At 47.2% G+C, this 24,767-nt stretch carries 23 protein-coding genes; 11 read left to right on the top strand and 12 right to left on the bottom strand.

Annotated features, from left to right (window positions below):
- Positions 1-26 precede the first annotated feature (26 nt).
- Positions 27-743, top strand: coding sequence for a Crp/Fnr family transcriptional regulator (locus ACX9NY_RS03700; RefSeq protein ID WP_339235547.1), 717 nt, complete (start codon positions 27-29; stop codon positions 741-743).
- A gap of 86 nt (positions 744-829) precedes the next feature.
- On the opposite strand, the gene ACX9NY_RS03695 is transcribed toward ACX9NY_RS03700, so the two are convergent.
- From ACX9NY_RS03695 to ACX9NY_RS03670, 6 genes are all read right to left on the bottom strand, one after another.
- Complete coding sequence (locus ACX9NY_RS03695) at positions 830-1,543, bottom strand: hypothetical protein (protein WP_017687552.1); 714 nt, start codon at positions 1,541-1,543, stop codon at positions 830-832.
- A gap of 197 nt (positions 1,544-1,740) precedes the next feature.
- Entirely contained in the window at positions 1,741-2,472 is a 732-nt protein-coding gene (locus tag ACX9NY_RS03690; protein WP_472477131.1) for a hypothetical protein, read from the bottom strand.
- A 194-nt stretch (positions 2,473-2,666) separates the two neighbouring features.
- On the bottom strand, positions 2,667-2,963 hold the full coding sequence (locus tag ACX9NY_RS03685; RefSeq protein WP_253442681.1) for a winged helix-turn-helix transcriptional regulator: 297 nt from the start codon (positions 2,961-2,963) through the stop codon (positions 2,667-2,669).
- 331 nt (positions 2,964-3,294) lie between these two features.
- The gene (locus tag ACX9NY_RS03680) at positions 3,295-4,023 is read right to left on the bottom strand and encodes a ThuA domain-containing protein (protein ID WP_017687549.1); all 729 of its coding nucleotides are present in this window, start codon (positions 4,021-4,023) and stop codon (positions 3,295-3,297) included.
- Positions 4,024-4,047: 24 nt separating this feature from the next.
- A complete protein-coding gene (locus ACX9NY_RS03675) occupies positions 4,048-5,016 on the bottom strand; it encodes a sugar phosphate isomerase/epimerase family protein (RefSeq protein ID WP_253438881.1) in 969 nt (322 codons plus the stop codon).
- Between the two features lie 203 nt (positions 5,017-5,219).
- Entirely contained in the window at positions 5,220-6,332 is a 1,113-nt protein-coding gene (locus ACX9NY_RS03670; RefSeq protein ID WP_472477128.1) for a Gfo/Idh/MocA family protein, read from the bottom strand.
- Between the two features lie 190 nt (positions 6,333-6,522).
- Between ACX9NY_RS03670 and ACX9NY_RS03665 the strand changes: the two genes are divergently transcribed.
- Entirely contained in the window at positions 6,523-7,341 is an 819-nt protein-coding gene (locus tag ACX9NY_RS03665) for an AraC family transcriptional regulator (protein WP_017687546.1), read from the top strand.
- Positions 7,342-7,366: 25 nt separating this feature from the next.
- On the opposite strand, the gene ACX9NY_RS03660 is transcribed toward ACX9NY_RS03665, so the two are convergent.
- Both ACX9NY_RS03660 and ACX9NY_RS03655 read right to left on the bottom strand, forming a co-directional pair.
- Positions 7,367-7,681: a hypothetical protein gene (locus tag ACX9NY_RS03660; RefSeq protein ID WP_091028755.1), complete on the bottom strand. Its 315-nt coding sequence runs from the start codon at positions 7,679-7,681 to the stop codon at positions 7,367-7,369.
- Between the two features lie 32 nt (positions 7,682-7,713).
- Positions 7,714-8,652 (bottom strand): Gfo/Idh/MocA family protein, encoded by a 939-nt coding sequence (locus ACX9NY_RS03655; RefSeq protein ID WP_472477126.1) that lies wholly within the window; start codon positions 8,650-8,652, stop codon positions 7,714-7,716.
- A 199-nt stretch (positions 8,653-8,851) separates the two neighbouring features.
- Between ACX9NY_RS03655 and ACX9NY_RS03650 the strand changes: the two genes are divergently transcribed.
- Complete coding sequence (locus ACX9NY_RS03650) at positions 8,852-9,463, top strand: TVP38/TMEM64 family protein (RefSeq protein WP_472477124.1); 612 nt, start codon at positions 8,852-8,854, stop codon at positions 9,461-9,463.
- Between the two features lie 180 nt (positions 9,464-9,643).
- On the top strand, positions 9,644-10,606 hold the full coding sequence (gene msrA / locus ACX9NY_RS03645; RefSeq protein WP_339235569.1) for a peptide-methionine (S)-S-oxide reductase MsrA: 963 nt from the start codon (positions 9,644-9,646) through the stop codon (positions 10,604-10,606).
- A 58-nt stretch (positions 10,607-10,664) separates the two neighbouring features.
- Here the strand turns inward: msrA and ACX9NY_RS03640 are convergent, their stop codons facing one another.
- The gene (locus tag ACX9NY_RS03640; RefSeq protein ID WP_472477122.1) at positions 10,665-11,465 is read right to left on the bottom strand and encodes a lipid II flippase Amj family protein; all 801 of its coding nucleotides are present in this window, start codon (positions 11,463-11,465) and stop codon (positions 10,665-10,667) included.
- Between the two features lie 317 nt (positions 11,466-11,782).
- Here ACX9NY_RS03640 and ACX9NY_RS03635 point away from each other — a divergent pair, with 317 nt between their 5' ends.
- Positions 11,783-12,253 carry a DUF2188 domain-containing protein gene (locus tag ACX9NY_RS03635; protein WP_339256249.1) on the top strand — a complete coding sequence of 157 codons (471 nt, stop codon included), beginning with the start codon at positions 11,783-11,785 and terminating at the stop codon, positions 12,251-12,253.
- A 200-nt stretch (positions 12,254-12,453) separates the two neighbouring features.
- On the opposite strand, the gene ACX9NY_RS03630 is transcribed toward ACX9NY_RS03635, so the two are convergent.
- Positions 12,454-13,188, bottom strand: coding sequence for a YitT family protein (locus ACX9NY_RS03630; RefSeq protein ID WP_339256251.1), 735 nt, complete (start codon positions 13,186-13,188; stop codon positions 12,454-12,456).
- Positions 13,189-14,038: 850 nt separating this feature from the next.
- On the opposite strand from ACX9NY_RS03630, the gene ACX9NY_RS03625 reads away from it, so the two are divergent.
- The 4 genes from ACX9NY_RS03625 (at position 14,039) to cysK (ending at position 17,458) form a co-directional block, all read left to right on the top strand.
- Positions 14,039-15,076 carry a nucleotide-binding protein gene (locus tag ACX9NY_RS03625; RefSeq protein WP_339235578.1) on the top strand — a complete coding sequence of 346 codons (1,038 nt, stop codon included), beginning with the start codon at positions 14,039-14,041 and terminating at the stop codon, positions 15,074-15,076.
- Positions 15,073-15,306 (top strand): hypothetical protein, encoded by a 234-nt coding sequence (locus ACX9NY_RS03620; RefSeq protein ID WP_017687536.1) that lies wholly within the window; start codon positions 15,073-15,075, stop codon positions 15,304-15,306. Before ACX9NY_RS03625 ends, ACX9NY_RS03620 begins: the two co-directional genes overlap by 4 nt.
- A 466-nt stretch (positions 15,307-15,772) precedes the next feature.
- On the top strand, positions 15,773-16,156 hold the full coding sequence (locus ACX9NY_RS03615; RefSeq protein ID WP_472477119.1) for a YhjD family protein: 384 nt from the start codon (positions 15,773-15,775) through the stop codon (positions 16,154-16,156).
- 345 nt (positions 16,157-16,501) lie between these two features.
- Entirely contained in the window at positions 16,502-17,458 is a 957-nt protein-coding gene (gene cysK, locus ACX9NY_RS03610; RefSeq protein ID WP_472477117.1) for a cysteine synthase A, read from the top strand.
- Positions 17,459-18,038: 580 nt separating this feature from the next.
- Here the strand turns inward: cysK and ACX9NY_RS03605 are convergent.
- Complete coding sequence (locus tag ACX9NY_RS03605; RefSeq protein ID WP_150364543.1) at positions 18,039-20,021, bottom strand: ATP-dependent DNA helicase; 1,983 nt, start codon at positions 20,019-20,021, stop codon at positions 18,039-18,041.
- 233 nt (positions 20,022-20,254) lie between these two features.
- On the opposite strand from ACX9NY_RS03605, the gene ACX9NY_RS03600 reads away from it, so the two are divergent.
- Positions 20,255-21,847, top strand: a complete 1,593-nt coding sequence (locus ACX9NY_RS03600) for a catalase (protein ID WP_472477115.1) — start codon at positions 20,255-20,257, stop codon at positions 21,845-21,847.
- A gap of 655 nt (positions 21,848-22,502) precedes the next feature.
- On the top strand, positions 22,503-23,882 hold the full coding sequence (locus tag ACX9NY_RS03595) for a right-handed parallel beta-helix repeat-containing protein (RefSeq protein ID WP_472477113.1): 1,380 nt from the start codon (positions 22,503-22,505) through the stop codon (positions 23,880-23,882).
- A 138-nt stretch (positions 23,883-24,020) separates the two neighbouring features.
- Here the strand turns inward: ACX9NY_RS03595 and ACX9NY_RS03590 are convergent, their stop codons facing one another.
- A complete protein-coding gene (locus ACX9NY_RS03590; RefSeq protein ID WP_472477111.1) occupies positions 24,021-24,302 on the bottom strand; it encodes a DUF6809 family protein in 282 nt (93 codons plus the stop codon).
- Positions 24,303-24,767 lie beyond the last annotated feature (465 nt).

The raw sequence follows: 24,767 nt of genomic DNA, 5'->3' as shown, positions 1-24,767 counted from the left end.
GACGGACACAAAGGGGAGATAGACTTATGTTAGAACTAACAACTGTACTGGAAAAACGCGGCAATACGAACTGTTTCTCGGAAGCGAATTTCAACCATCTGCTGGTTACCATGAAAGATAGAACTTATCCGGAAGGTACACATCTGTACTGGGAAGGAGACGTCTCTGACAAACTTTATTATATGAAACGGGGCCGTGCCCAGATCACCAAATCCACGGATGAAGGCAAGGAACTAATCATGTACATGTATCAGTCCGGTGATATGATTGGTCAGGCTGATCCCTTCTTTGGCTCGAAACACACCTTCTCAGCGGAAGTACTGGAGGATAGTGAGATCGGTGTACTGGAGCATAAGGACCTGGAGATGCTAATCTGCCAGCATTGTGACTTCGCGATCGACTTTATGAAATGGATGGGCATCCACCACCGGTTGACACAGACGAAGTTCCGGGATCTCATGTTATATGGCAAACCAGGTGCGCTTTGCTCCACCCTCATTCGATTGTCGAATTCGTATGGTGAGCCTCATGGAGAGCATGTCATTATTCATAAAAAAATTACCCACACGGACCTGTCCAATATGATTGGAGCTACCCGTGAAAGTGTAAACCGCATGTTAAGCGATCTGCGCAAGAAAGATGCGATCGAATATGACAATGGCATGATCGTCATCAAAGATCTGAAGATGCTGCAAGGGATCTGTCACTGTGAACTTTGCCCGAACGAGATCTGTCGTATTTAATAATTGACTATGCTAATCGAATGTTGCTTTAATTTTAATGAAAAAAGCCCAGTTCTCCTAAATAGAGATTGGGCTTGTTGGTATGCTTAGGATGCATTGGTCAATTCAAGCTTCACCGCATCACGTGGATTCAATTTCATGTCCAAACCATTTTCCATTAGTTCTTTGTCATTCACCATAATGACCCACCGCTCATTCATGCGGGGTGTGACATTCTCGACGGAAACGACGAATTTGTTATTCTCTGACATTCTTACAATTCCGCTGGACTTCAACACATCGCGAACGGTACACTCTTGAACGTAGACTCCGGCATATTGACGATTGAGGGTTGGCATAATGTTTCCACCGCTCACCTTGAGTAACGTTGTCTGATATGCAACGCCATCCCCCCCACTGTCAGCGGCTTTCACGTAAATGATCACTTCATCTTTGGCATGAAGCTCCATGTCCCAATCTTCCTGTTCAATGTCCTTGCCATTCAATTTGACAGCCCAGCTAAGCGAAGAATCCAGAGAAACTTCACCAACGGATTGTATCCGTTTCCCATCTGCCGTAAAATCAACCAGTCCGCTATTGAGTAATGCCTTTTTGAGTGTCAAACCCTCGCTAAAATCTCGCTTAATGGACTTGGTTGCATCAGGCAAAAACGTACTGCCATCTACAGCCACTGTAATCGTATTCGCTGTTTCTGTCTCTTTGACAATTGGCTGTTCAGAAGGCTGTGTCTCACTACAACCAGCCAAGATCGCCAGTAAGAGCAAACATACACCTATGTAACCGGGGATTTTCTTCATCATGTAGGTAACACCACCCTGCGTAAAATCATTCACCCTGTTGTCCATAACCTCTATTATGGCACAACCTTCAGCAAAAAAAAGTGTCAAAGCCGTTACTTTTAAGGGAGTGCCTCTCCAAATAAGGCTTGTACAAGAAAGAGAGCCTGCACACAGGCTCTCCAATCTAAATCATTTTCTCGATTTCATTGGTTATGCTGTTACTGGACATTAGCCTGCATGTATGTCCGTCCTCCATCTCCATCTTTCAGATATGGATTAAGTCCGAAGAACTGTTCTTCAGACACATATACACCTGTCAGCAATCGCCCTTCAAGCAAGCCTCCGTCCACCTGCACGCAACATGAAGGTGCGTCTACATACTCCTGATATAACGGAATCTGCCCATATTGTTGATGTATCTTGAACACCTTGCCTTGCTCATGCAAAGGCCGTTCAGAGAAATAGGTAGGCACAATATAACGGGCGATGACATCCAGTTCCTGAACGCTATAGAAGGCGTCATCCCCAAGCCAGGGTGCAAACATTCGAATCTTCTCATATTGAGACCAGACAACCGCCTGAATCAGCATTTCTGCTTGAACCAACCGACCTTCTCCAATATCCAGAAGCAACTGCTTTTCATCGATTGTTTCTTCCATCTGAGACATCGTTGAATCAGGTTGTCTCAGTTCACATCCGATACACTTCCAGCCCCTGGACGTTTGAATCCATTTTTGCAGCACAGCCGGAGCTAATCTCGGGCCATCGCTGTTCACAGAATGTGTATTCACTTCGGTCAGATCATCTTTAACCGAACGGGAGTATGCTGTGCGCTTAAATAACTCTGCAGCTTTTTTGTATATTAGATGGACCTGAATGGATGCGCTCTCAAGTTCTGCAATATCTTTCTTGCCGTAGCGTACTTCACGGGATAAGCTTTCTTCTCTCATGACAAGTGGGCCTCCTTCGCTCCGGCCGTCTGTGGCCATTTTCTATAGATTATACTACAACTCATGACAACATGTGCAACGCCCAAGAGAAAAACGCCGATCCACGTTATTTTTAAGACAAAAACCCCTGATTTCCACAGAAATCAGGAGTCTATGTCATTCATGCAACGAAAGTGGGTGATGTTGCTTAGACGTTAGTCAACCCACTTCTCAGCCCAGTCTTGAATTTGGTTCATGACAGGCTGGAGCGCTCTACCTTTATCCGTCAGTTCATATTCAATACGAACCGGCGTCTCAGGATAGACGTGACGAACCAGAATACCTTCACCCTCCAGATCTTTCATCCGTTCGGATAACATCTTATCACTCATGGATGGAATCAGATTGGAGATATCCTTGAATCGCTTCGAACCACTCATCAACGTTTGAATAATTAAACCATTCCAGCGCTTGCCCAAAAAGGAAAACGCCGTCTCAAAACGCGGACACATCCGCAAGTCTTGACCTTCCACATTAATCACCTCTTTAGAGATCACTCAACTTACATTTTGTTAGTATATTTCATAATAACATATTTAAGCATTAAAGAAAACGTCTGCCCCTAAAAAGTTTAAATTTTAGAAGTATTACTTGTTATATCCCAGTATACCTTACAGCCCGCCTCGTAACCATGGGAAATATCGTATAACTTCCCCATAATACTATCTTACCCAAAAGGAACCCAACTGCCACAGTCATCATCGACTTGCAGAAGGGTTCCTTGGTATGGATATGTTATCCCAGATTTTATGATTCCTTTCTAGGAATAAAGCAAATTGTGAATTAAACCAGCACGCCACCAAATGGTCTTACAGGTTCGCTCTTGCCAAATTCCGGCTTAAAGCTGCGGGCAGGATATGCCCATTTTACTGCGTTACTGATTACTCGCAATATTTCCGGTTTGTAATAGGTCGGATACGTCTCATGACCTGGTCGGAAATAAAAGATTTTACCTTCACCACGCCGGAACGTACATCCGCTCCGGAATACTTCCCCACCCTGGAAGTTACTTACAAACACCAGTTCATCCGGTACTGGAATATCGAAGAATTCACCGTACATCTCTTCTTTTTCCAATACAATCTTGCCTTCAATGCCATCTGCAATCGGATGAGATGGATTAACACACCACACAATTTCCTGCTCGTCAGCTACACGCCATTTCAGATCGCAGCTGGTTCCCATCAGCGCTTTGAATGGTTTGGAGAAATGACCTGAATGGAGCACAATCATTCCCATCCCGTTCAGCACTCGCTGTGCAACCTTCTGTGAGATCTCATCGCTTACACGATCATGTGCCATATGTCCCCACCATATAAGCACATCTGTGGAATTCAGCACTTCATCACTCAATCCGTGTTCAGGCTGATCCAGTGTAGCCGTACGAATAGCAAAGCCTTCGCCGCCAAGTCCGTCAGCCAGTGCTCGATGCAGACCATCCGGGTAGACTTCCCTTACTTCATCGTGAATTTTCTCATGGACAAATTCATTCCAAATGGTGACGTTGATCATATTCAATTTCCCCCTAGTGTAGCTCTAAACCCACCACATATCGCCCAGCGGTTCTTCAATCAATACTTGCTGGAGATTTTGTACGGCTTTAGAGAATCCTTCTTCAACCGACATCAGACCGTCCTCGTGTTCAATACTTACTACATAATCATAACCGACCAGACGCAAGGCACTAATAATATCTGCCCATGTCTTGTTATCATGTCCATAACCGACCGAGCGGAACTGCCAAGCGCGATCCAGCATATTCGTATAGTCCTGCATATCCGTTACACCGTGTTTGTTCACGTTTACCGGATCAATTGTTGTATCTTTGGCATGGAAGTGATGGATGGCTCCTTCACGGCCCAAGATGTGAATGGCCTGAACCGGATCAATACCTTGCCACCACATGTGACTTGGGTCGAGGTTGGCTCCGATTACTTCACCTGCTGCCTCACGCAGTCTCAGCAAGGTTGCTGGTGTATGAACGGAGAATCCACCGTGCAGCTCCAATCCGACTTTTACGTTACGATCTGCTGCAAATTTACCCCACTCTGTCCAATACGGGATCACTTTGTTCTCCCACTGCCACTTCAGGACCTCCTGGAAATCATTCGGCCATGGTGCAACAGGCCAGTTCGGATACTTGGCATCCTCATGGTCTCCCGGACAACCGGAGAATGTATTCACTACAGGCACTTCCAGCTTCTCAGCCAGTTCTACCGTTTTAACAAAATCATCATGGAATCCCTTCGCAATATCCTTTTGCGGATGAAGCGGGTTACCGTGACAGCTCAGTGCACTAATTGTCAAACCACGTGACTCCACTGCGTTTTTGAAGTTTTTAAGTGCCGTAGGGTTGCTTAACAATTCATCCGGCTTACAATGTGCATTGCCTGGATGTCCACCTGTTCCGATCTCTACTGCTTTTAATCCCTTGGATGCTACATAATCAAGAGCATCCTCCAATTTACGTCCTCCGAATAGTACCAAAAATACGCCGAGTTTCAAGTGCGATTCCTCCCTGGATTAGATATCGAATAATTGCTGAATTCATGAAAATTGAACTGTATACACATTTACCGTTCAGAATCATATGCCTGTTTGCTTAGTGTGGAAAATCGAGAGTGTTTCTATCCTGAAATTGAACGTAAGAATACTGGTTATTCTCCATCATTCGTATGGGCATCAAGCGTTAACACTTGTTGCTCATACTAGAGCGATTCCACGCTTTCAATCTCAGTTCGAACTGTGCGAGTTACTGCAAAAGCGTCATAGCTGCTCTCCAGATGTATGTGCTTGCCTTCAAGTGAAGAACGCTGGAATGAATGCATAGCTTCCAGTACGTGATAAGCGAGCTTGCCACTGGCTTTGTGTTCGCGTCCGGCACGAATGGATTCAACCATTTCGGTTACGCCGATGCCTCGCTCGTTTTGTCCACTTTCGAAGACTGGTTTGACTGTCTCCCAAGTGTCTTTACCGTATCTGCGAACCTTCACTTCCCCGTTAAAATAGTTGGGGTCCGGTACGCTAAGCGTACCTTCTGTACCGTAGATTTCAATACGTGGCAGATCCGAAGCTCCGCGAATATCGAAACTGGTAATCATGGTCGCAATGGCACCTTCTGCGAAATCAATGGTTCCTGCCAAGTGGGTAGGCGTCTCTACTTGCAACGCTGTACCTTCCTTCGGCCCGGAGCCGATCTTGCGATCTGCGATCTGTATCCCTGCCGATGCGCTAATTCTGCGTATCGGTCCAAGCAGCGTAATCAGAGCGGTCAGGTAGTAGGGTCCCATATCAAACATCGGTCCACCACCTGCAACATAAAAGAACTCCGGATTAGGATGCCAAGCTTCCGGTCCTCCACCCATGAAGAATGAAGTCGCTGCAATCGGCTTGCCGATCAGGCCATCCTCAATCGCTTTACGAGCCGTTTGAATGCCTGAACCAAGGAACGTATCCGGTGCAGAACCCACATACAATCCCTTTTCTTCAGCCAGCTCGACAACCTTGCGACCATCCTCAAGCGAAATTGCCAGCGGCTTCTCGGCATACACATGTTTGCCTGCTTCGAGTGCAGCCAGATCGGTCATGGCATGACTGCCAGGAACCGTAAGGTTCAACACAAGTTCAATTTCATTATTTTGCAGCAACTCATCTACATTGTAAACGTTTGCGATATTAAATTCATCTGCCCGTTCCTGAGCGCGTTCACGAATCAAATCCGCAACAGCCACGACTTCAATGACCGGGTTGTTTTTGAGATTTTCCAGGTAGATGGCGCTGATGTTACCACACCCGATGATGCCTGCTTTCATTTTCTCCACTGTGACGTTCATCTCCTTACGCATGGTGAAAATCTGCGTTTGAATGGTTGAGATACATATGTTTTGTTGGATGTTTCCTGTTCCTTAAATCTAATACTATGGTATTCCGTTTCAGCTTCAATTAAAATGAATAATATGATTGAAACATGAACTATCTGGTCATAATTTTCAAATTGCAAGGAGTATGCCCATGCCGACAGATCAATCCTGCCAAGTTCTTACAGCAGGCTTTTCATTTCATCGCAAACCCTACGCTATGGTGCAGCCTGAAGGGGTCAAGAACTACCTGTTAAGACTGCAAACAGACGGACGTTGCCGTGCACGCATTGACGGGGACATGTCCCTGGTGGATGCGGGCGATCTGCTTCTTTTTGATCCTGATGAGCCCTATGAGCTGAGAATAGACAACGAAACCAATCCGATGGGAGAACGACTGGTGGAGAGTGGTGACTATCACATCTTCTTCAATGGTTCCTGGGTGGATGAGTGGTGGAAGCGTCACAAACGGCCGACACGGATCAAAGTCGAACTGACGGAAAGTCTTTTGGTCCTTTTTCGACAGCTCGTGCTGGAGCAGCGCCGCATCTCCAATCCTTATCCGGAAATTTCAAGTTATTATATGCGAATTTTATGTCTCGAAGTGGATCGTCTGCTTGCGGAGCATCCAACGATAACCAATACCAATTATGTGGCTTATGAGATCAAGAACTACATTGAAGAAAACGCTTCCTCTTTATTCAAGCTGGATGATGTGGCAACACACATTGGCATCAGTGTCTCACGGGGTGTTCATCTCTTCAAAGAGGCATTTGGCAAAAGCATCATGCAATACACGCTTGACGTAAGGCTGAACATGGCCAGGGAACGGATTATTTTCAGTCCAATGACCCTGGAGCAAGTGTCCGAGTCTTCCGGCTTTAACAACTATACCTATTTCCATCGGGTATTCCGTTCCCGGTTCGGCATGTCCCCGAAGGAATTCCGCGTCATTCACCGGGAACAGATGTAATCATACCAGTATACGTAAGTTGAACTTATTTGCGCGCGGCTATGGCCTCGGATACAACCATCGCCAGATCTTCATTGCCAAACATGGACAATACCCCAAGTACCGTATCATCCGGAATCTCACCGGCTTCCTCCTTGGATACAATCAGCTTCTGCACCTGCTGCAAACGCTCGTTGCTCTGCTGATTCGGGTAGGCTTGCCGGTACATCTCTTCCGGGTCCAAACCATTATTCACACACCACTGGGCAAATACAAGGATCATCATCTCTTCTTCCTGTTTATAGGTTTCAATGACCGCTTCCTCGATCTGCTTGTTACGTTCCTTTTCATATTCATCCATGACGTATAATCCTCCGTAAGTGTATTCTCTAACTATTTGCGAATCAATTGTTCAGCCAGTTCATGACTGTCCATGACATGACTTGCACTGATCAGGCAATCATCTGGCGAGTCCAGACAAGCCAGGAAATTATCAACTGCTCCGCTAAAACCTCTGCGTGCTAACACGGTGTCCCAGCTCCCGAACGTTTCTTGGGTTTCCAGACTCCCCTGTTCCAAGTAGCTAATCGTGTCCATGTTCACCACTTCAGCAGAACGTCCACCACCATGCAATTCGACCTTCTCCAGATCTGCCCCAGCTTCACGCACCATATCGAATCGACCATAGGCTGTTCTACCCAGCTTGGCCGTTCCGGTTGCATGCAGTAATCGGTCCAGATCATTCTTCCGAATCCATTGGTGAAGCAGCTCCGCATTATGATTCGAGTACCACAACATCAGATCGAGCATATGGATGAGATCATCATAGATCGTTTCAGCCGCAGGACGATCCTGAATGCCTGTACGATGTTTGGTCACTGTCAGGGAGTCGAAGCCTTTTCCACCCTCCATCCATTCTTTCGCTTTTTGGTACATCGGTGCGAATCTGCGGTTGAAGCCCACGGCCAGCAACAGACCTTGTGCCTCGGCAAAAGCAGTCATCTCTTCCGACTCCCGAAGCGTATAGGATAACGGCTTGTCTACATACACGGCTAATCCCTGTTCCAGACATTGCATGACAATGTCAAAGTGCGCTTCTGTTGCTGTATGTACAAACACCGCATCCAAGTCCCAGGACAACAGTTCTTTCAGATCCGTTGTTCCCCGTTCTAATCGATACGCCTCCTGAACGGCTTTGACCGGCTCCGGAGATCGGTTCATAATGCCTACAATCTCCACGTTCGGATGAGCGGTTAACAGCGGCAAATATACTTTACGTGCAATATCGCCGAGGCCGATAATTGCAACTCGTTTACGTTGGGTTGTTTCCATGATGATCATTCCACCTTCAGTTCGGTTCTATATTTCCACGTCCTATAGTGTAACCCTTCGGACAGCAACTTGCCAGTGATTGCAGCAGACTTCGCACGAATTGTTCAGACCATGGGCGAACGTGGTAAACTTATAATGAAAAGCAGTACAGATCGGGACACGACTAGACCTGCCTGATCTGAAAGGAGCGTTTGGGATTTTGCGAAAATGGTTATGGCTTCTGTTATATGTTTTACTTGCAGGAGTCACGTTTATTAACAGATATGAACTGCTGGCCTGGACCGATCTCCATCAGTCCATCCCGCTGTTACTCGCCATGGCAACATTGTTTGCTCTGGTGCCTGTAATTCCTTATAAGTTTGTTATTATCGCCTTTGGTTATAGTTACGGTACCACCACGGCAGCCTGGATATGCTGGCTTGGCACTACACTTGCTGCCATGCTCGTCTATGGCGGAGCAAGAACCATCTTCAGACATCAGGCGAGATCGTACCTCGAACGCATTCGGGGTCTGAGCCGTTTTACCACATGGATGGAAGCACATCCGTTTATGGGTGTTATGTCGATGCGCTTGTTGCCGGTCGTGCCTCAGATGGCCGTTAATATCTACGCAGGTATAACGTATACGCCATTCTGGGTCTTCATGGTCGCTACGGCTATTGGCAAAATGCCCGCGATTTTTGTTTTTGCTTATGCAGGTGCACAGGCTGAAACCTCGATCTGGCTGAGCTTGGCGATCCTTGCCGGATACCTGGTGTTCATGGCCATTGTATTGCTCCTATTTCGCTTTCGGTCACGCAACAAAGCCTGAATTCAGAATTCGCAAGTATTCAGATCCAGTTTGTTTTCAATCCTGCTTGGTTGGCTTGCCAATTCAGGATATAATAGAAGAGCAAGCCCAATGCTTGTGTTAACAGGTTAATAAAAATGGTAGATTGCTGGAGCTCGAACACGAGCGCTAAATCTTCATCAGAAATGGAGTGACTATAGCATGGAACAACATTCAAGTGAGTTAGCAACTTTTGCAGGCGGATGCTTCTGGTGTATGGTATCCCCCTTTGAAGAACTGCCCGGTATTCACAAGATTGTATCGGGTTATACAGGAGGACATACCGAGAATCCAACATATGAAGAGGTCTGCTCGGAGACAACAGGACATGTAGAGGCTGTGCAAATTACATTCGACCCTGCCATCTTCCCTTATAAGAAACTGGTTGAACTGTTCTGGCAGCAGATCGACCCTACGGATACAGGCGGGCAATTCCATGATCGCGGATCTTCCTATCAGACGGCCATCTTCTATCACAGCGAAGAGCAGCGTCAGATTGCCGAAGCGTCCAAAGCGGAGCTGGGACAAAGCGGGCGTTTTGACAAACCCATCTTCACTCCGATCTTGCCAGCCAAACCGTTCTATGAAGCGGAAGAACATCACCAGAATTATCATCGGAAGAACCCTGCCCACTACAAACGGTACAGCAAAGGTTCTGGACGCGTAGATTTCATCGAACGCAACTGGTCCGGCAAAGTGGACAAAGACGGACTGAAAGAGCGTCTGACGCCGCTTCAATATGAAGTGACCCAGAACAGCGCGACCGAGCCTGCATTCCATAACGAATTCTGGGATCACCACGGTGACGGGATCTATGTGGACATCGTATCCGGCGAGCCATTGTTCAGTTCTACCGACAAATATGATTCGGGTTGCGGCTGGCCGAGCTTCACACGTCCATTGCGTGACCACAATGTGAAGGAAAAAACCGATCTCAGTCACTTCATGATTCGTACCGAAGTGAGAAGTCGTGAGGGGGATTCCCATCTGGGTCACCTGTTCAACGATGGTCCTGCCGAAGCTGGTGGAATGCGTTATTGCATCAACTCTGCGGCACTTCGTTTTGTACCCAAAGAAGACCTTCAAAAAGAAGGATACGGTGAGTACGCCGTCCTTTTCCAATAAGTTTGAATACCAAGAAGAGCAGTGGGATGATCCCGCTGCTCTTCTTGGTACTTTACAATCACATCATATTTACAATCCAACCAATCCAATACGCAAATGGAATTAATAACAGCTGTGCCACCAGTGTACCGAATAAACGGGATACGAGCATACAGCCATAAATCTGGTTCATGCGATCCAAACGGATCTCACCCCGTAATGATTTGTCACTGAGCAAGGAAATCCTCGGATCAATCAGGATAGTTAGCAAAATAGTCGCTATGCCGTTAATTAGCCCGGTTGATTGGGATGCAGCTACAGCCTGACCGGGGTAAAGGTACGCTGCATATAAGCTGGACAGGACACCCGTGGTGTAGATTGCGGTTACCGCTACATTCAGCATCATTAATCGTCTTGGCATCCCATGCTGTACCAATCGTTTGGCCATCTTCCAGGATGGCGGAGTGATGTAATACATTGCATTTCTAATCTTGCTTCGCTTCAACATCCCACGAACCATCACAGGAATGGAACCCGCTGCTTCAAAATGCACGACCATTCGGGATGAGAGTTTAACCATGGTCGGAAAACACAATATGGCTAATGCGGTTCCGATGGTAGCCGCCCCCATCAGCCAATGTAGTTGTGCTGCAAAGTGAGGATTAGCTCCACGTGTTGCGGTATCCACCAGATTACCTACCAACGGGCCCTGAGCCATATTGGAAGTTCGAGAAACCAACAGCAAAATACCAGCCAATGAAATGGCTAGCGCGATTCTGCGCGTACGCAAGCCACCTAGACGAAGTGCATAAGATAGGCTGTCTGCTGCATGAATCAACATAGTGAATATCATCGGTATTGCCAGACTGAGGCTAAACATATGTATGTACTCCTTTATCTTCCTTTTGTTGAACTTATTTCTTTCATGCACAGCATTATACTCTTCTGTGTTCTAAAAGTATAGGAACGAGATCCTTCTATATTCGTTGTACTAAAGTATATTTACACTTGACACTCCGATGACAGAACAACCTTCCGATCGCTGTTATCCCCAGATTCTTTTGATTCCTTTATGCTTACGGAGTAGCTTTTCACAGAAAGCTTTTAGCTCTGCTTCTTCCCGTTCCTCTTCATCGTTTATCTCTTCCCTCACAGGGTAATATACAACTAATCCATTATTGTACAGGAGGGATTTATATGCCTTGGAACAAACAGGATTATCCGGTATCCATGAAGAACCTGGAACCACGTGTCAGACACAAAGCAATTGAGATTGCGAATGCGCTGCTCGAAGACGGGTATGAGGAAGGACGTTCGATTGCCATAGCGACAGCTAAGGCGGAAGAATGGGATGAAAATCATCCCACACCGGAAGGCTCGAAATCGAACTCCACATCTTCTTCCGAAAATTCTAACCATAAAGAGTCATCTTCCACGCAGCGTCGGCATTCCGAACCTGTCTCATCGTCCAAGAGTCATGACAACATTCATGTGGTGCCTACCGACTCCGGTTGGGCAATTAAGGAAGAAGGAAAGTCTACCTATCTGTCTACATTTGAAACGAAAGCTGAAGCTGTGGATGAAGCTAAAAAACGCAGTAGCCATCAACATATTCGCGCCATTATCCATAATCAGGATGGGCAGATTGCTTCTTCGATTAAGCCTTGAATGAATTGCATTACACCGGAAAATGGCCGTATTCATTGTTGGCTGTTATTCATCAGCGAATAATTAATCATAATCTGAATAAAAACAACAAAATCCCTTTTGCTGCTGACATGCAGTCAAAAGGGATTTGGTATGAACGTAACCGTCAATTAAGATCTCAACAAGATCCATACAGGTTATGATTATTCTGAAACGTAAGATCAATGGGATACCCCTCTAGCCACCGTAGTCCGCTGTGAAACAGCGGCAGCATTAACTGCTTTGGCTGCAGCCGATGGCATCGGCAATTTCACAGCCGAAGTCGTTACCACGGTTCCACGAGCCGGAACACTAACGACGTACGTAATGACTTTGCTGGCGATCCATACGGCCAGAATCGTATATAAAGTTTCTTTTACCGGAAGAAAGAAAAGCGACAATCCCAATACAAAAGCATCACTGACAAAGAAAACGGTCCCCAACTTCCATCCCTTCCAGCGGCTAACCAGCACGGCGAGAATATCGTCTCCGCCTGTCGCTCCGCCGAATCGAAGCACAATCCCAGCGCCTACTCCAGTCAATACACCGGATAGAACTGCCGGAATCCACAGATTTCCGTTAAACGACAACACCAGTGTGGAGTATCGTTCAAAGCCGTCATAGAATAGGGAAAATGCAGCGACGCCAAGCAATGCCTGAATCATGAATTTCCAGCCTTTGAGGAACCAAGCCAGGATCATGACCGGAATGTCGAGCAACAACATACCGATGGCAGGTGATAAGCCTGTTGCGTATTTTCCGAGCAGGGCCAGACCAACAAATCCGCCCTCCGATAAATGATTCTGAAAGTTAATGTGATAATAGGCAAAAGCTAAAATAAATGTACCGAGCAGCATAATGGCGAATTTGATCGCCTCTGTTTTAACGTGTTGTAAGGTTAACGATGTTCTCTTCATTCAGGTTCCCTCGCAGTTTGTAGGTTGGTTTTTTAGACCGACCGTACCCTGCAAAAGGCAAGCCTGGAAGAAATCATCGTGTGTGTCCTTCGAATATTCATTCCAATCCCCTCTTTCGCAGAGTCAGCCGTTTTTTTGAACCGGTTGATGTACTCTACAAGGGGCGCTATGTGTATGAGAGATCGTAACGTTTCCAGATTGTCCTTGGGGAGATTGTCCTTCGGGGACTCATGGTATCCTGATCCTTTCTGTTCTGTTGTGGTTAGCTGTGCTTGGTTAAACATTATACTTTACACTATAATACATCGATAACAGTACCCTCTTCCGATCGCTGTTATCCACGGATTTTTTTGATCCCCTATGTTAAATGGGAAAATCCGTTGATAAAGGCGAGCACTTCGTTTCTTCAGACGGGTTCTGCACTCTTCGTTACCATGTAAAGATTCTGCTTAAACACCAAAGCTAACTTGCTTGTTCTTCTATTATATAACACCAACGTGACCGGGTCTAAACAGCGGACCCGTCAAATATGCGCATAAAGCAGCATCTGGGCTGCTCCAGCAGTCGTACGGGCACATCAGGAGTAGCAATGCTTGCTAATGGTGCAACCTGCTCCTTTATTCTATGACCGAAGCTTCCAAAAATAACTGTCAGTCACCCAACTGTGACAAATTGGGGCCTTTTTTTATTTTCTTGCGCTTTTTAAAGGAATCATTTCCCTTTCACACATACACTATAGCAAACGTAATCGGCTTATGATTTGTCCAGTTCAGACGTTTCCAGACTTACTCTGCTGTTTATGGTATAATATAACAATTGAATCCCACTACCGTTTAAGCGAGGCGGATTGATGAAAACGTTAAAGCCAAGAGTCTTTATTGGCTGCTCGCTGGAAGCGAAGCCGATTGCAGCCGCAGTACACGAAAACTTACGTTTTTCAGCTGAAGTTACCCCTTGGTATTCCGGGGTTTTTAATCCAAGCAGCTATACCATGGACGATCTGGAAGTAGAGGTACGCACGACTGACTTTGCAATTTTTATTTTTCATCCGGATGATATATCCAAGATTCGCGGGAAGTACTACGCGTCGGTCCGGGATAATACAATGCTTGAAATGGGTCTGTTTATGGGTCGTCTGGGACGAAAGCGTATTTTTTTCATTCTTCCTGAAGATATTACGGACATCAAGGACACGACCAAGATCGAAGGATTGCGGATGCCCACAGATCTGCTGGGATTAAATCCACTCGTATATGAAATCCGTTCTGACGGAAAGTGGGCACCAGCCGTGTCCGTGGCATGTTCCAAGATTGCAGACAGTATTGAGGAACAAGGACGCTGGAGCGATCCGGAATTGGAGAACATCATTGAGAAGCATAAACGCACCGAGGGAGAAGCAAGGTTACAATTGCTTAAGTTGCTGCGGTTCTTTAGGGAATTGCTGCGTACCCGCAAAGCAGATGCCAAAATGCTGGAACGAATGAGTGATGCCCTGCGTACTGCCTTTGTCTCTCATCCTCCATTCGCTGTACGTGGCACAGCCATATACCGTACAGATGACAGTGGTTATATTGAGCAATTATGTGGTAATGTTGGAGAACCGGGGAGAAAGTATGACTTGTCCGCTAATGACGACAAACAACCGGATGATCCCAAGCGCATCCTGGTGATTGATTCTTACCGGGAGAACAAGATCAAGATCAACCTATATGATGATTACCTTGAGAAAGAGTATCTGCTATGCTATCCTGTAGCCAAGAGGTATGTAATCACCGTTCACATTATTGGACATATTGAAGCGGATGAGGCGGTTTTTCAGCAGATTGACCTTCAGAATCGTCAACTGTTCAACGCCATCAACGATTTGTTAGGAGGCGAACCGGAATGAAACCGGAAACGAAAAAAATAAGCAAGCGCTGGGGCAGCGAAAAAAAGGTACGCCTCAGTTCTGCGCCCGAATCATCACGACCGGTTCCGGAACCCAAGGAAGAAGATCGTTTCCACAAGCCGGCCGTACCGCTAACGACTATTGGGCCCTCCCTGAAGGGCAAGGAAAGACCTTATAAGGTCATCCTTGAAAAAGAGGCGTTCTACGAAAAGCCTCAATATCTTGCTTAATTTCTTAAACACGTCATTAAACCTGCCGCTGAATCGGCAGTATTCCATAGGCCCCGCCGCCCAAGGCAGGGGCTTTTTTGTTGCACATTTTTAGTAGAGTGAATTGCTTTTTCTTGTTGTCATAGCATCAGCGTATTAAGGCAAGCCAGCCTTGATGATTATTGCAGTTGATTGCAAAAATTCATTGCTTGTTATTACTTCTGTAGTAGGCGCATTGCATAATGCTTATTTGGTTTATGGCCTTAGGTTTCCTGTAAAACCCATAAATTATACCTAATTTTGGAGCAGGCTTGTCCTCAAATCCTTAGCCTCACTACACGATCTGTATCCTCAGGAAAATACGTTAGTGCTTGCTTCCAATATTTCTCGGTTGTATTGTGTATCTCCATTACATATATTGATTATAATATAGGAACACATGTTCTGTAAATAAAAAATTCCAATTAAAGGTTAAGGAAGTGAACATATGACATCCTCAACTTCCGCACCATCCCCTGCGGATGAAGACCATCGTCTAATTAAAGGTTTGGTTGTACGTACCCTATTGCTAGATGTACTTGAGCGAGATATTCAAACGTTGGATACACTTATGCTTAAGATGCCTGAAGTCTACATTCTTTCGCTGACCCGTATTCAGAACAATGTGCTCAAGGAGATGTTGGGTCTTCGCAAGCAGATGAGAATTCGCGGTGTCAAAGTTCTGGAAGAGAATCGTGAAGCTGATGGTATCGAAACTCTGTATATGTGCAGGGGGTATTGGCAACGGTTCTATATGTTATGGACGTTCGCACGCAATGAAGTCAAAAAAGAACTCAGTCGGCATCTGCAGATGGACTTGGCACAGAGCTGATGCAACTCTATTCCTATTGAACCGGAGCATACGCCTGTTGTTATCCAAACACATATGGATCTGCGTCCATCCGTCATTACGCTTGAATCCAACTCCTACTCGCTTTGTCCGATTCACTGCTCGTATGATTCCGCGCCCTCCGCTTAATTCAAAACAAGTTGACCACAGAAGGTTATGTTCATTAAGATGGAGGAGAGATAACCAACCATTCCAATAAGGCATGATCTAAATTCAATTCCTATACTAAAACAAGCATCCTGCCATTCATGGCAGACAGATTGTTCCGTAGGGTTTGAGTTCAACTGGATATCTCTCAACGTCTTATCAATCAAGGAGCTGTACTTCATGGATCTGAATACACATTCGATTAAACGAACACAAGCACATACAGGCATTGCTGCGGATGTAACTGAACTGATCGGCCAGACACCTGCCGTTAAACTGAACCGACTCACAGACAGCGACTCCGCTGACGTATACGTGAAACTGGAATACTTCAACCCCAGCGGCAGCGTCAAAGACCGTGCCGCCTATAACCTGATACTTCAAGCTGAACGTGCGGGACACTTGCTACCCGGCGCAACCATTATCGAACCAACCAGTGGCAATACCGGGATTGGTTTGGCGATGAATGCCGCTGCCAAAGGATATAAAGCCATCCTAATCATGCCGGACAATATGTCCAAGGAACGCATCAACATCCTGAAAGCCTACGGCGCAGATGTGGTGCTCACCCCTGCTGCGGAGCGGATGCCAGGTGCGATTCGCAAAGCGAAAGAACTTCAGGCAGACATTCCGGGAAGTTTCATTCCGCAGCAATTCGAGAATCCGGCGAACCCAGATATTCACCGGATCACGACAGCTCCCGAGATTATGCAGCAGATGGACGGAAGGCTGGATGCCTTCATCGCTACGGCGGGAACTGGCGGAACGATTACGGGAACCGGGGAAGAACTGCGTAAGCAGTTGCCCGATATCCGTATCTATGCGGTGGAGCCCAAAGGTTCTCCGGTGTTGTCCGGTGGCGAGCCCGGACCACACAAGCTCGTCGGTACAAGTCCGGGGTTCATTCCGGACATCCTGAATACCGACGTGTGGGATGCCATCATCCAGGTGTCCGATGAGGACGCACTGGATACGATGCGGCAGCTTGCTGCCCGGGAAGGGCTGTTGCTGGGCCCTTCCTCTGGCGCTTCGGTGTGGGCCTCCCTTCGCATCGCGAAGGAACTGGGGCCGGGGCACCGGGTGCTCTGCATTGCGCCGGATACCGGGGAACGGTATCTGAGCATGGATATTTTTTAACACAGCTAACATCTTTACACGTCAAAAAGGGGCTTCCATGTCCCACAAGCCATGAACCCATAAGTTATAAGCTTGACAGAGGCCCTCCCTTATGAGCATTCATTTAGTACTCACACATGTAGTATTCATTTAGCGCTCATTGCTTCTAATGAACCTGAGACACGCTATTCGCTCCTATTTATGCAGGTTTGAAGTGTAACGAATCACAGCGGCGTTATTTCCCCGAATTGGGTTGATTTACAGGCTTAAAAGCTATTTTCGGCGGGATAACGTTACTGAGATTCGTTAGAATTTACATCTCTTCATTATCGCCCTAATAAGGTGTGGTAGGTTCGTTAGAATTTTGGAGCGATTGGGGGCGAGGGAAAATCCCTCGAAAAAAAGGGAAAAGACGTACATTGCAGGAACCATCAAAATATCATATCAAAATAAAAAAATAAGCTCTTGCTCACATACGGATGGTGCATCCGCAGAGAACAAGAGCTTTTTTCTGATGGGAGCCATTTCGGCCCGGTTAGAACGCATAATCCAATGTAAATGTAGGATTTAGTACGATTTTGTATGATTTAGAATTCAGTCATTAGTGTGTCAGGGTTGTCCATTCCACACCTTCGGGAAGCAGGGCCGCAATACGGTCTTTGGCTTCCTTTTTGGTATACAGTGATTCATCGAGAATGACCGCGGAACCGGAATCCGTGCTTGTCCGAATCAGACGTCCAAGACCTTGCTTCACACGCAGGAGCATATACGGAAGATCGATCTCTTCGTATGGTGCTGCCGATGCACTGCGTTTTGCATTGAAGACAGGGTCCTGTGGTGGATATGGAAGCGACCAGATCATGACATTGGATAATGACGGTCCTGGAACATCCAGTCCTTCCCACAGATTGACGGAGCACAGCACACTCTCCTCATCCTGCTGGAATGCCGCGATCAGATCACTGATCTCCCGATCACCCTCATACATAAAGCGCAAACCTTCTGCTTCTGGCACATGAACAATGTCCTGCTTGAACGCGCGCAATTCTTCCATCGTACGGAACAGGATCAGCGCACGTCCCCCACTCTCCTGAAGCATGGATACTGCGTCGCGCATGCGATTTTCGTTCTCCGGGTGACCCGGTACAGCTTCATCGGTAATTTTCATCTTCATTTTGTCCGCATAATCATACGGGGAAGCCACCGAGAACGATACAAAATCATCAATGCCCAGGCTGTCCGCCACATAACGGAATGAACTGTCCACAGATAACGTTGCAGAGGAGAACACGATTGGAATACCTGTGTTGAACACACGCTCATTCAGCATTTCCTTCACCGTACGCGGCATGATCGATAATGTCGTCTCGTCCTCACTCTCTTCCGCCCAGCAGATGTAGCCGTCTTCCTTACGGAACAACGCAAGTGCAGACTGAATCATGTCCAAATGTTCTTCGACGACACGCATCTGGTACCCATCCAGCGAGAACAATCCACTTTCAAATACCAATTCTTCGCCAATCGCATCCAATACGTTGGTCAGACGTTCAATCTCACGCAGAAGCGGAGCTTCTACCCGAACTTCTTTCCGTTCCGATCCCGGAATCGCCACCGTATACGTATCCAGCAGCGCAAACAATCGCTCACTGCTCTCAATCGCTTCATCCACACGCTCCGCGAGGGATTCACGAATCTCTCCTTCCAGCAGGCGAGTCACGAGTTCCTCGAAGATGCGGTGTTTCAGCTTGTAACTCAGTGCGTTCAGGGCTGCTTCTTCCAGCAAATGTCCTTCATCAAATACAACCGAGCTGTGATCAGGCAGCAGGGGCAGTTGTCCCTCGCGTTTGCGCGCATCATAGGTCCACACATGCTCCATGTAATAATCATGGGAACAGATGATGATGTCCTTGGAACGGCGGTAATGGTCACGCGACAGCGTCAGGCCGCAGCGTTGTCTTTTTGGACATACAAAACAATCCTGGAACGGGTCCCAGTTGATTTTGTTCCACTGGCGATCGTTCAGATGTGGATACTGTTTGCGGTCACCATACGGATGGAAAGCCTGGAGCGTACCCGGCGTATTCACAAAATCCGGCAGACTCTCGTGCACTTCTTCAATAACAGGCGCATCCTCATCGGCGAATCGCACCGCACTTAATTTGTTCAGGCAGACGTATTGGTCTGGTGATTTTCCGAGACGCGCGTCCACTTCCAGATCCAGATGTGCAGCCAGCTTCGCAATATCTCCGCCGGGCTTCACAAGCTGTTCAATCAAGGACTCATCGGCACAGGCGATCACCGCCGGTTTCCCCGTATAACGTGCATAACAGACCGCGTAGAGCAGGTAGACTAACGTCTTGCCTGTTCCTACTCCGGCCTCCGCCATAATGGTCTTTTTATCTCCATAGGCCCGTTCGAGCTGGTACGCCATAAAAATCTGTTCATCCCGTACCTCGAAGCCGGACTCAGGCAAAATATCGTAAAAAACATCGGCAACCCACTCTCCCAGACGGGATACAAAAGGTTCAGCCGGATCATATGCAAAAGGATAACGTTGTGTAGACAATCCTAGGTCAGCCTCCATTCTTAGACGCGGTCCTCTTTCATTTTCCGTTCAAAAAAGGCCGCAGGGCAAAAGTTAATTATCTCATGCGATGAGGCGGGTGACAAGCTTTTTTTACGAGGAAATCGAAGGGCAGTTGATTAGCTTTTTCAAAAGGTCGTTTAGATGTTCGTTGGTTGCCATAATGTATAGAACCTGCCCACAGGGAAAATATATACAGGAATCCAACTTAAGGAAAGGTGGCGTTCCACTCCATGGATAACCATTCTTCACAATCCGAGCATTCCTCAGACCAATCAAGCGAGACTTTAACGGACCGACAGGGTCACCCCATCACGGACAATCAGAACGTACGAACCGTGGGCAGCCGTGGACCGACAACACTGGAGAACTATCATTTTCTCGAAAAGATCACTCACTTCGACCGTGAACGCATTCCGGAACGGGTTGTGCATGCCCGGGGTGCTGGTGCTCATGGCGTATTTGAAGCGTATGGCACGGCCGGGAATGAACCGATATCCAAATATACACGGGCACGTCTGTTTCAGGAAAAAGGAAAAGAAACCCCCGTATTCGTTCGATTCTCAACGGTTATTCACGGTGGACACTCTCCCGAGACGCTGCGGGACCCGCGTGGCTTTGCCGTGAAATTTTATACCGAAGATGGCAACTGGGATCTCGTCGGTAACAACCTGAAAATCTTTTTCATTCGTGATCCGCTCAAGTTCCCGGATATGGTACATGCCTTCAAACCCGACCCGTTGACCAACGCACAGGATATGGAGCGGTTTTTCGATTTTGTCTCACTCAGTCCCGAAGCGACCCACATGGTGACGTTCCTCTTCTCCCCTTGGGGTATTCCGGCCAATTACCGTCAGATGCAAGGGTCAGGTGTCAATACATACAAATGGGTCAATGAGGAAGGCACGGGCGTGCTCATCAAATACCACTGGGAACCGCTCAATCAAGGCATACGTAACCTGCTGCAAAAAGATGCGAGCGAGATTCAGGGGCAGAATTTCAACCATGCCACGCTGGATCTGTATCATGCCATTGAACAAGGCGACTATCCGGAATGGGAGTTGTGCGTTCAGGTGATGGAAGATGGCGAGCACCCGGAGCTGGACTTTGACCCGTTGGACCCAACCAAGTTGTGGCCGCCGGATCAGTTTCCGTTTCTACCCGTTGGCAAAATGACGCTCAACCGCAATCCCGAGGATTATTTCAATGAAGTGGAGCAAGCGGCATTTGGCACAGGTGTATTGGTGGACGGGCTGGATTTCTCGGATGACAAGCTGCTGCAAGGACGCACCTTCTCCTATTCGGATACCCAGCGTCATCGAGTCGGTGCGAACTACCTGCAACTGCCTGTGAATGCGCCGAAGAACCGTGTTGCGACCAATCAGAGCGGCGGGCAGATGCAATATCAGGTGGATCGTGCACCGGGGCAGAATCCGCATGTGAACTACGAGCCTTCCTCCCTTAGCGGGTTAAAAGAAGCTACACCGCGCGGCCCGGAACATGTACCGTTGGTGGAAGGCAGGCTAGTTCGTGAGAAGATCGAACGTACTAATGATTTTGGTCAAGCCGGAGATACGTACCGAGCGTTCGAGGATTGGGAGCGGGATGAGCTGATCAGCAACATGGTCGATGCTCTGGCCCAATGCAAACCGGATATCCGGGAGCGCATGATCTCTCATTTTACCCAAGCGGATGCCGACTACGGTCGTCGTGTGGCGGAAGGACTGGCGTCAGTGCCTACCGATGATAGTGCGACAGTTCAACCGAAACATGAACCAAGTGTCGAGCAAGCGAAGAAGCGCAGTCGTGAGACGGACGGATATTAAAGTGGGCAACGTTGTATAACTTTCGTCTATGCATCGCTTATAATGCATGAGATTGTTCGGACGATAAGTCCCCGCGTTGGTTTAATGGAGCACATCGCTTGATTGAATGAGTCTTTCCATGCAGGACAATGCCTACAATGATCAGATAATACAACTTCGAACATCGCCCCAATAGTCTCGTTGCCTCTGGCAGCCGCTACGGGGCTTTTTGTTATGCGTTAATTGCCCCATCATTTTGATAGAAGGCAAGGATTATGATTACGCTCCCCTATTGGATGCGTGTGGCTCTTTTTTTGAAAATGCGAAGTTCATTTGAGTCGATTGAGGGTAAGTCTCGTGCCTTGGGGGTTGTAAAAGCGTGCATCTCTAGGTTCATTTCAGATGATTCATCGTTAAATCAGGGCTACCAGCCAACGTCAGGATTACATGTAACCTGTGAAACCCCATGCACTGGGTACGACTACGCCTAACCTGCCTGTATCTAGACCCATCTGATCAAATGATTATTGAAGATAACGTTTACAACATTTACCATAAAAATATGCTGTACAGATAGTATTCATTCCATCGCAATGAGCTACTTCATTGATGCATCTGTCCGGCATACCGCAACAGCTCACGCATTCTATTTTCCATTAACCAAGGAGGTCTACTAATGAAATTATTCCCATCCACATCTACTCATGTGTCTGCACGTTCTGTACATTCCCTGAAGGAGCGCTCCCTCAAATCAAAAATGGCCCAGATCTGTCTGAGTGCCGCATTTCCTCTTTTATTGATTGGTGGTGGATCGGTTAGCGCAGCGGATGTAATCGAGAGCAGCTTGCAAAATAATCCATCAGAAGCCGTGGCTACCTCAAGTGTGACACTTGCTGCGGGTGATCTCTATGTCTCCCCTAACGGCTCAGCCAGCAATCCGGGAACCATAAATAGTCCAACATCTCTGGCTAACGCATTGACCCAGATCGCTCCGGGTAAAACGATCTATCTGCGCGGCGGAACCTACAGCTTCTCGCAGACCATAACCATTGAACGTGGTAACAGCGGCACCTCCTCACAACGTAAAAATCTGGTGGCGTATGGATCGGAAAAACCAGTCTTTGATTTCTCCGCTCAAGCCTTCGCTTCCACCAATCGCGGACTGCAAATGTTCGGTGACTACTGGTTCGTCAAAGGGCTTGAGGTGAAGGGTGCGGGCGATAACGGAATCTTTATCGGTGGCAGCTACAACCGCCTGGAGCAGATCGAAGCCCATCACAATCGGGATACGGGGATTCAAATGGGACGTTATGCTTCCACCGCCGCCAAGAGTGAATGGCCTGCGTATAATGAAGTCATTCGTTCCTACTCCCACAACAACTATGACCCGGATGACGGCGAGGATGCAGACGGTTTTGCCGCCAAACTGACCGTTGGCCCGGGCAACGTCTTCGACGGTTGTATTGCCGCCTATAATGTGGACGATGGATGGGATCTGTACAGCAAAACGGATACAGGCGCCATCGGCGCGGTCACGATCCGCAACAGCATCGCCTACGGTAACGGTGCAACATCGGACGGTACTTCTACCTCCAACAGCGATGGCAACGGATTTAAGCTTGGCGGCGAGAAAATCGCCGTGAATCATATCGTTGAGAACAATATTGCGTTTAACAACAAAAAGCATGGCTTCACCTACAACAGCAATCCAGGTTCGATCTTGATGAAAAATAACACCTCCTGGAACAACGGGCAAAGCAACTTTGCCTTTGATGTAGGCACCCACATCTTCACCAACAACCTGTCCTTCCAAGGCGGCGCCAGTGACAAAACAAGTGGAACCGACGTCAGCAGCACCAACGTCTGGTGGAAGAACAAAAAAAGCGAGAACGCCAAAGGCCTGCTCGCCAGCGCAGCCGACTTTGTCTCCCTCGTACCTTCGATAACACGTAGCGCGGACGGAACGCCTGTCTTGGGTAATTTCCTGAAGCTTGCGGGTGGTAGTGATCTGATTGGCTCAGGTACGCCATCGGGTACGAATATTGGGGCAAGGTAAGTGGTAGGTAATATGATAAAAGTATAATTTAATAGCAAAGTCCCCTCTCCCATTCCAGCCTGATTGGTGGTAATGGAGGAGGGGATTTTTGAATTGCTTTGTATTGTCTGCTGGCTTATGAGGTAGATAGATAAATACTTACGTTCTGGCTAAAACCTCAATCATCAGTCTGCCGCCTGTACGAAAACCTTGTTCAAACGCTGCTTCCACATACATGGACGTGGACTGTCCGATCAAGTCTATCAGGTTCTCCAAAGCATCGTATTCGTTCTCTGTAAGCTGTGTTTTGTAATCCTGCATCAGGTCTGATATCTGGCGATTAATCTCCTTATACTCGGCATGCTCAGGATGAATTGACTCGTCCAACCGCAGGTTTCCGTGAAACAAATCTTCGATCAGGTTTGACATGTTATCCTTCATGGTAAGGTCACCTCAAAAAGATTGTAACTCAAGGGATGAGGTGAAATGGGGATTTAGCGGGAAATCCGCTAAAATAATTGCAAGCGTGGCGAGTTATACATCCCAACAGCTATATTGATTAAACTGGCTGATTATCATCAGATCAGCACAGATTTCTTTTAAATCGGACAGATGTAAGAAGGCCGTATCCATCAAGTGATTCGCCTTGAGTTTTACACCCCCGTTAGTAAATCCTTTCATGCTGAAAGTAAAACCAAAATAGTACTCGAGTAATGAATTCAACCTTTCAAATTTGCTATGGGCGTTTGTCTGTAAGGATCATTCACCAAAAGATCGAACTCTTTTTAGATGAATGTCGGCGTATCAATCTTTTCGTAATGCCCAGACCATTCTTGACCAGTACGAGGACTTGGACTCTTAATGTATCGCCAAGGCACCTCTCCTGAACCAAATCGTCGCAGGATC

The sequence above is a fragment of the Paenibacillus sp. CB74 genome, assembly GCF_055687625.1.
The sequence above is the reverse complement of the archived record's forward strand: the minus strand, read 5'-3'. Positions and strand labels throughout refer to the sequence as shown.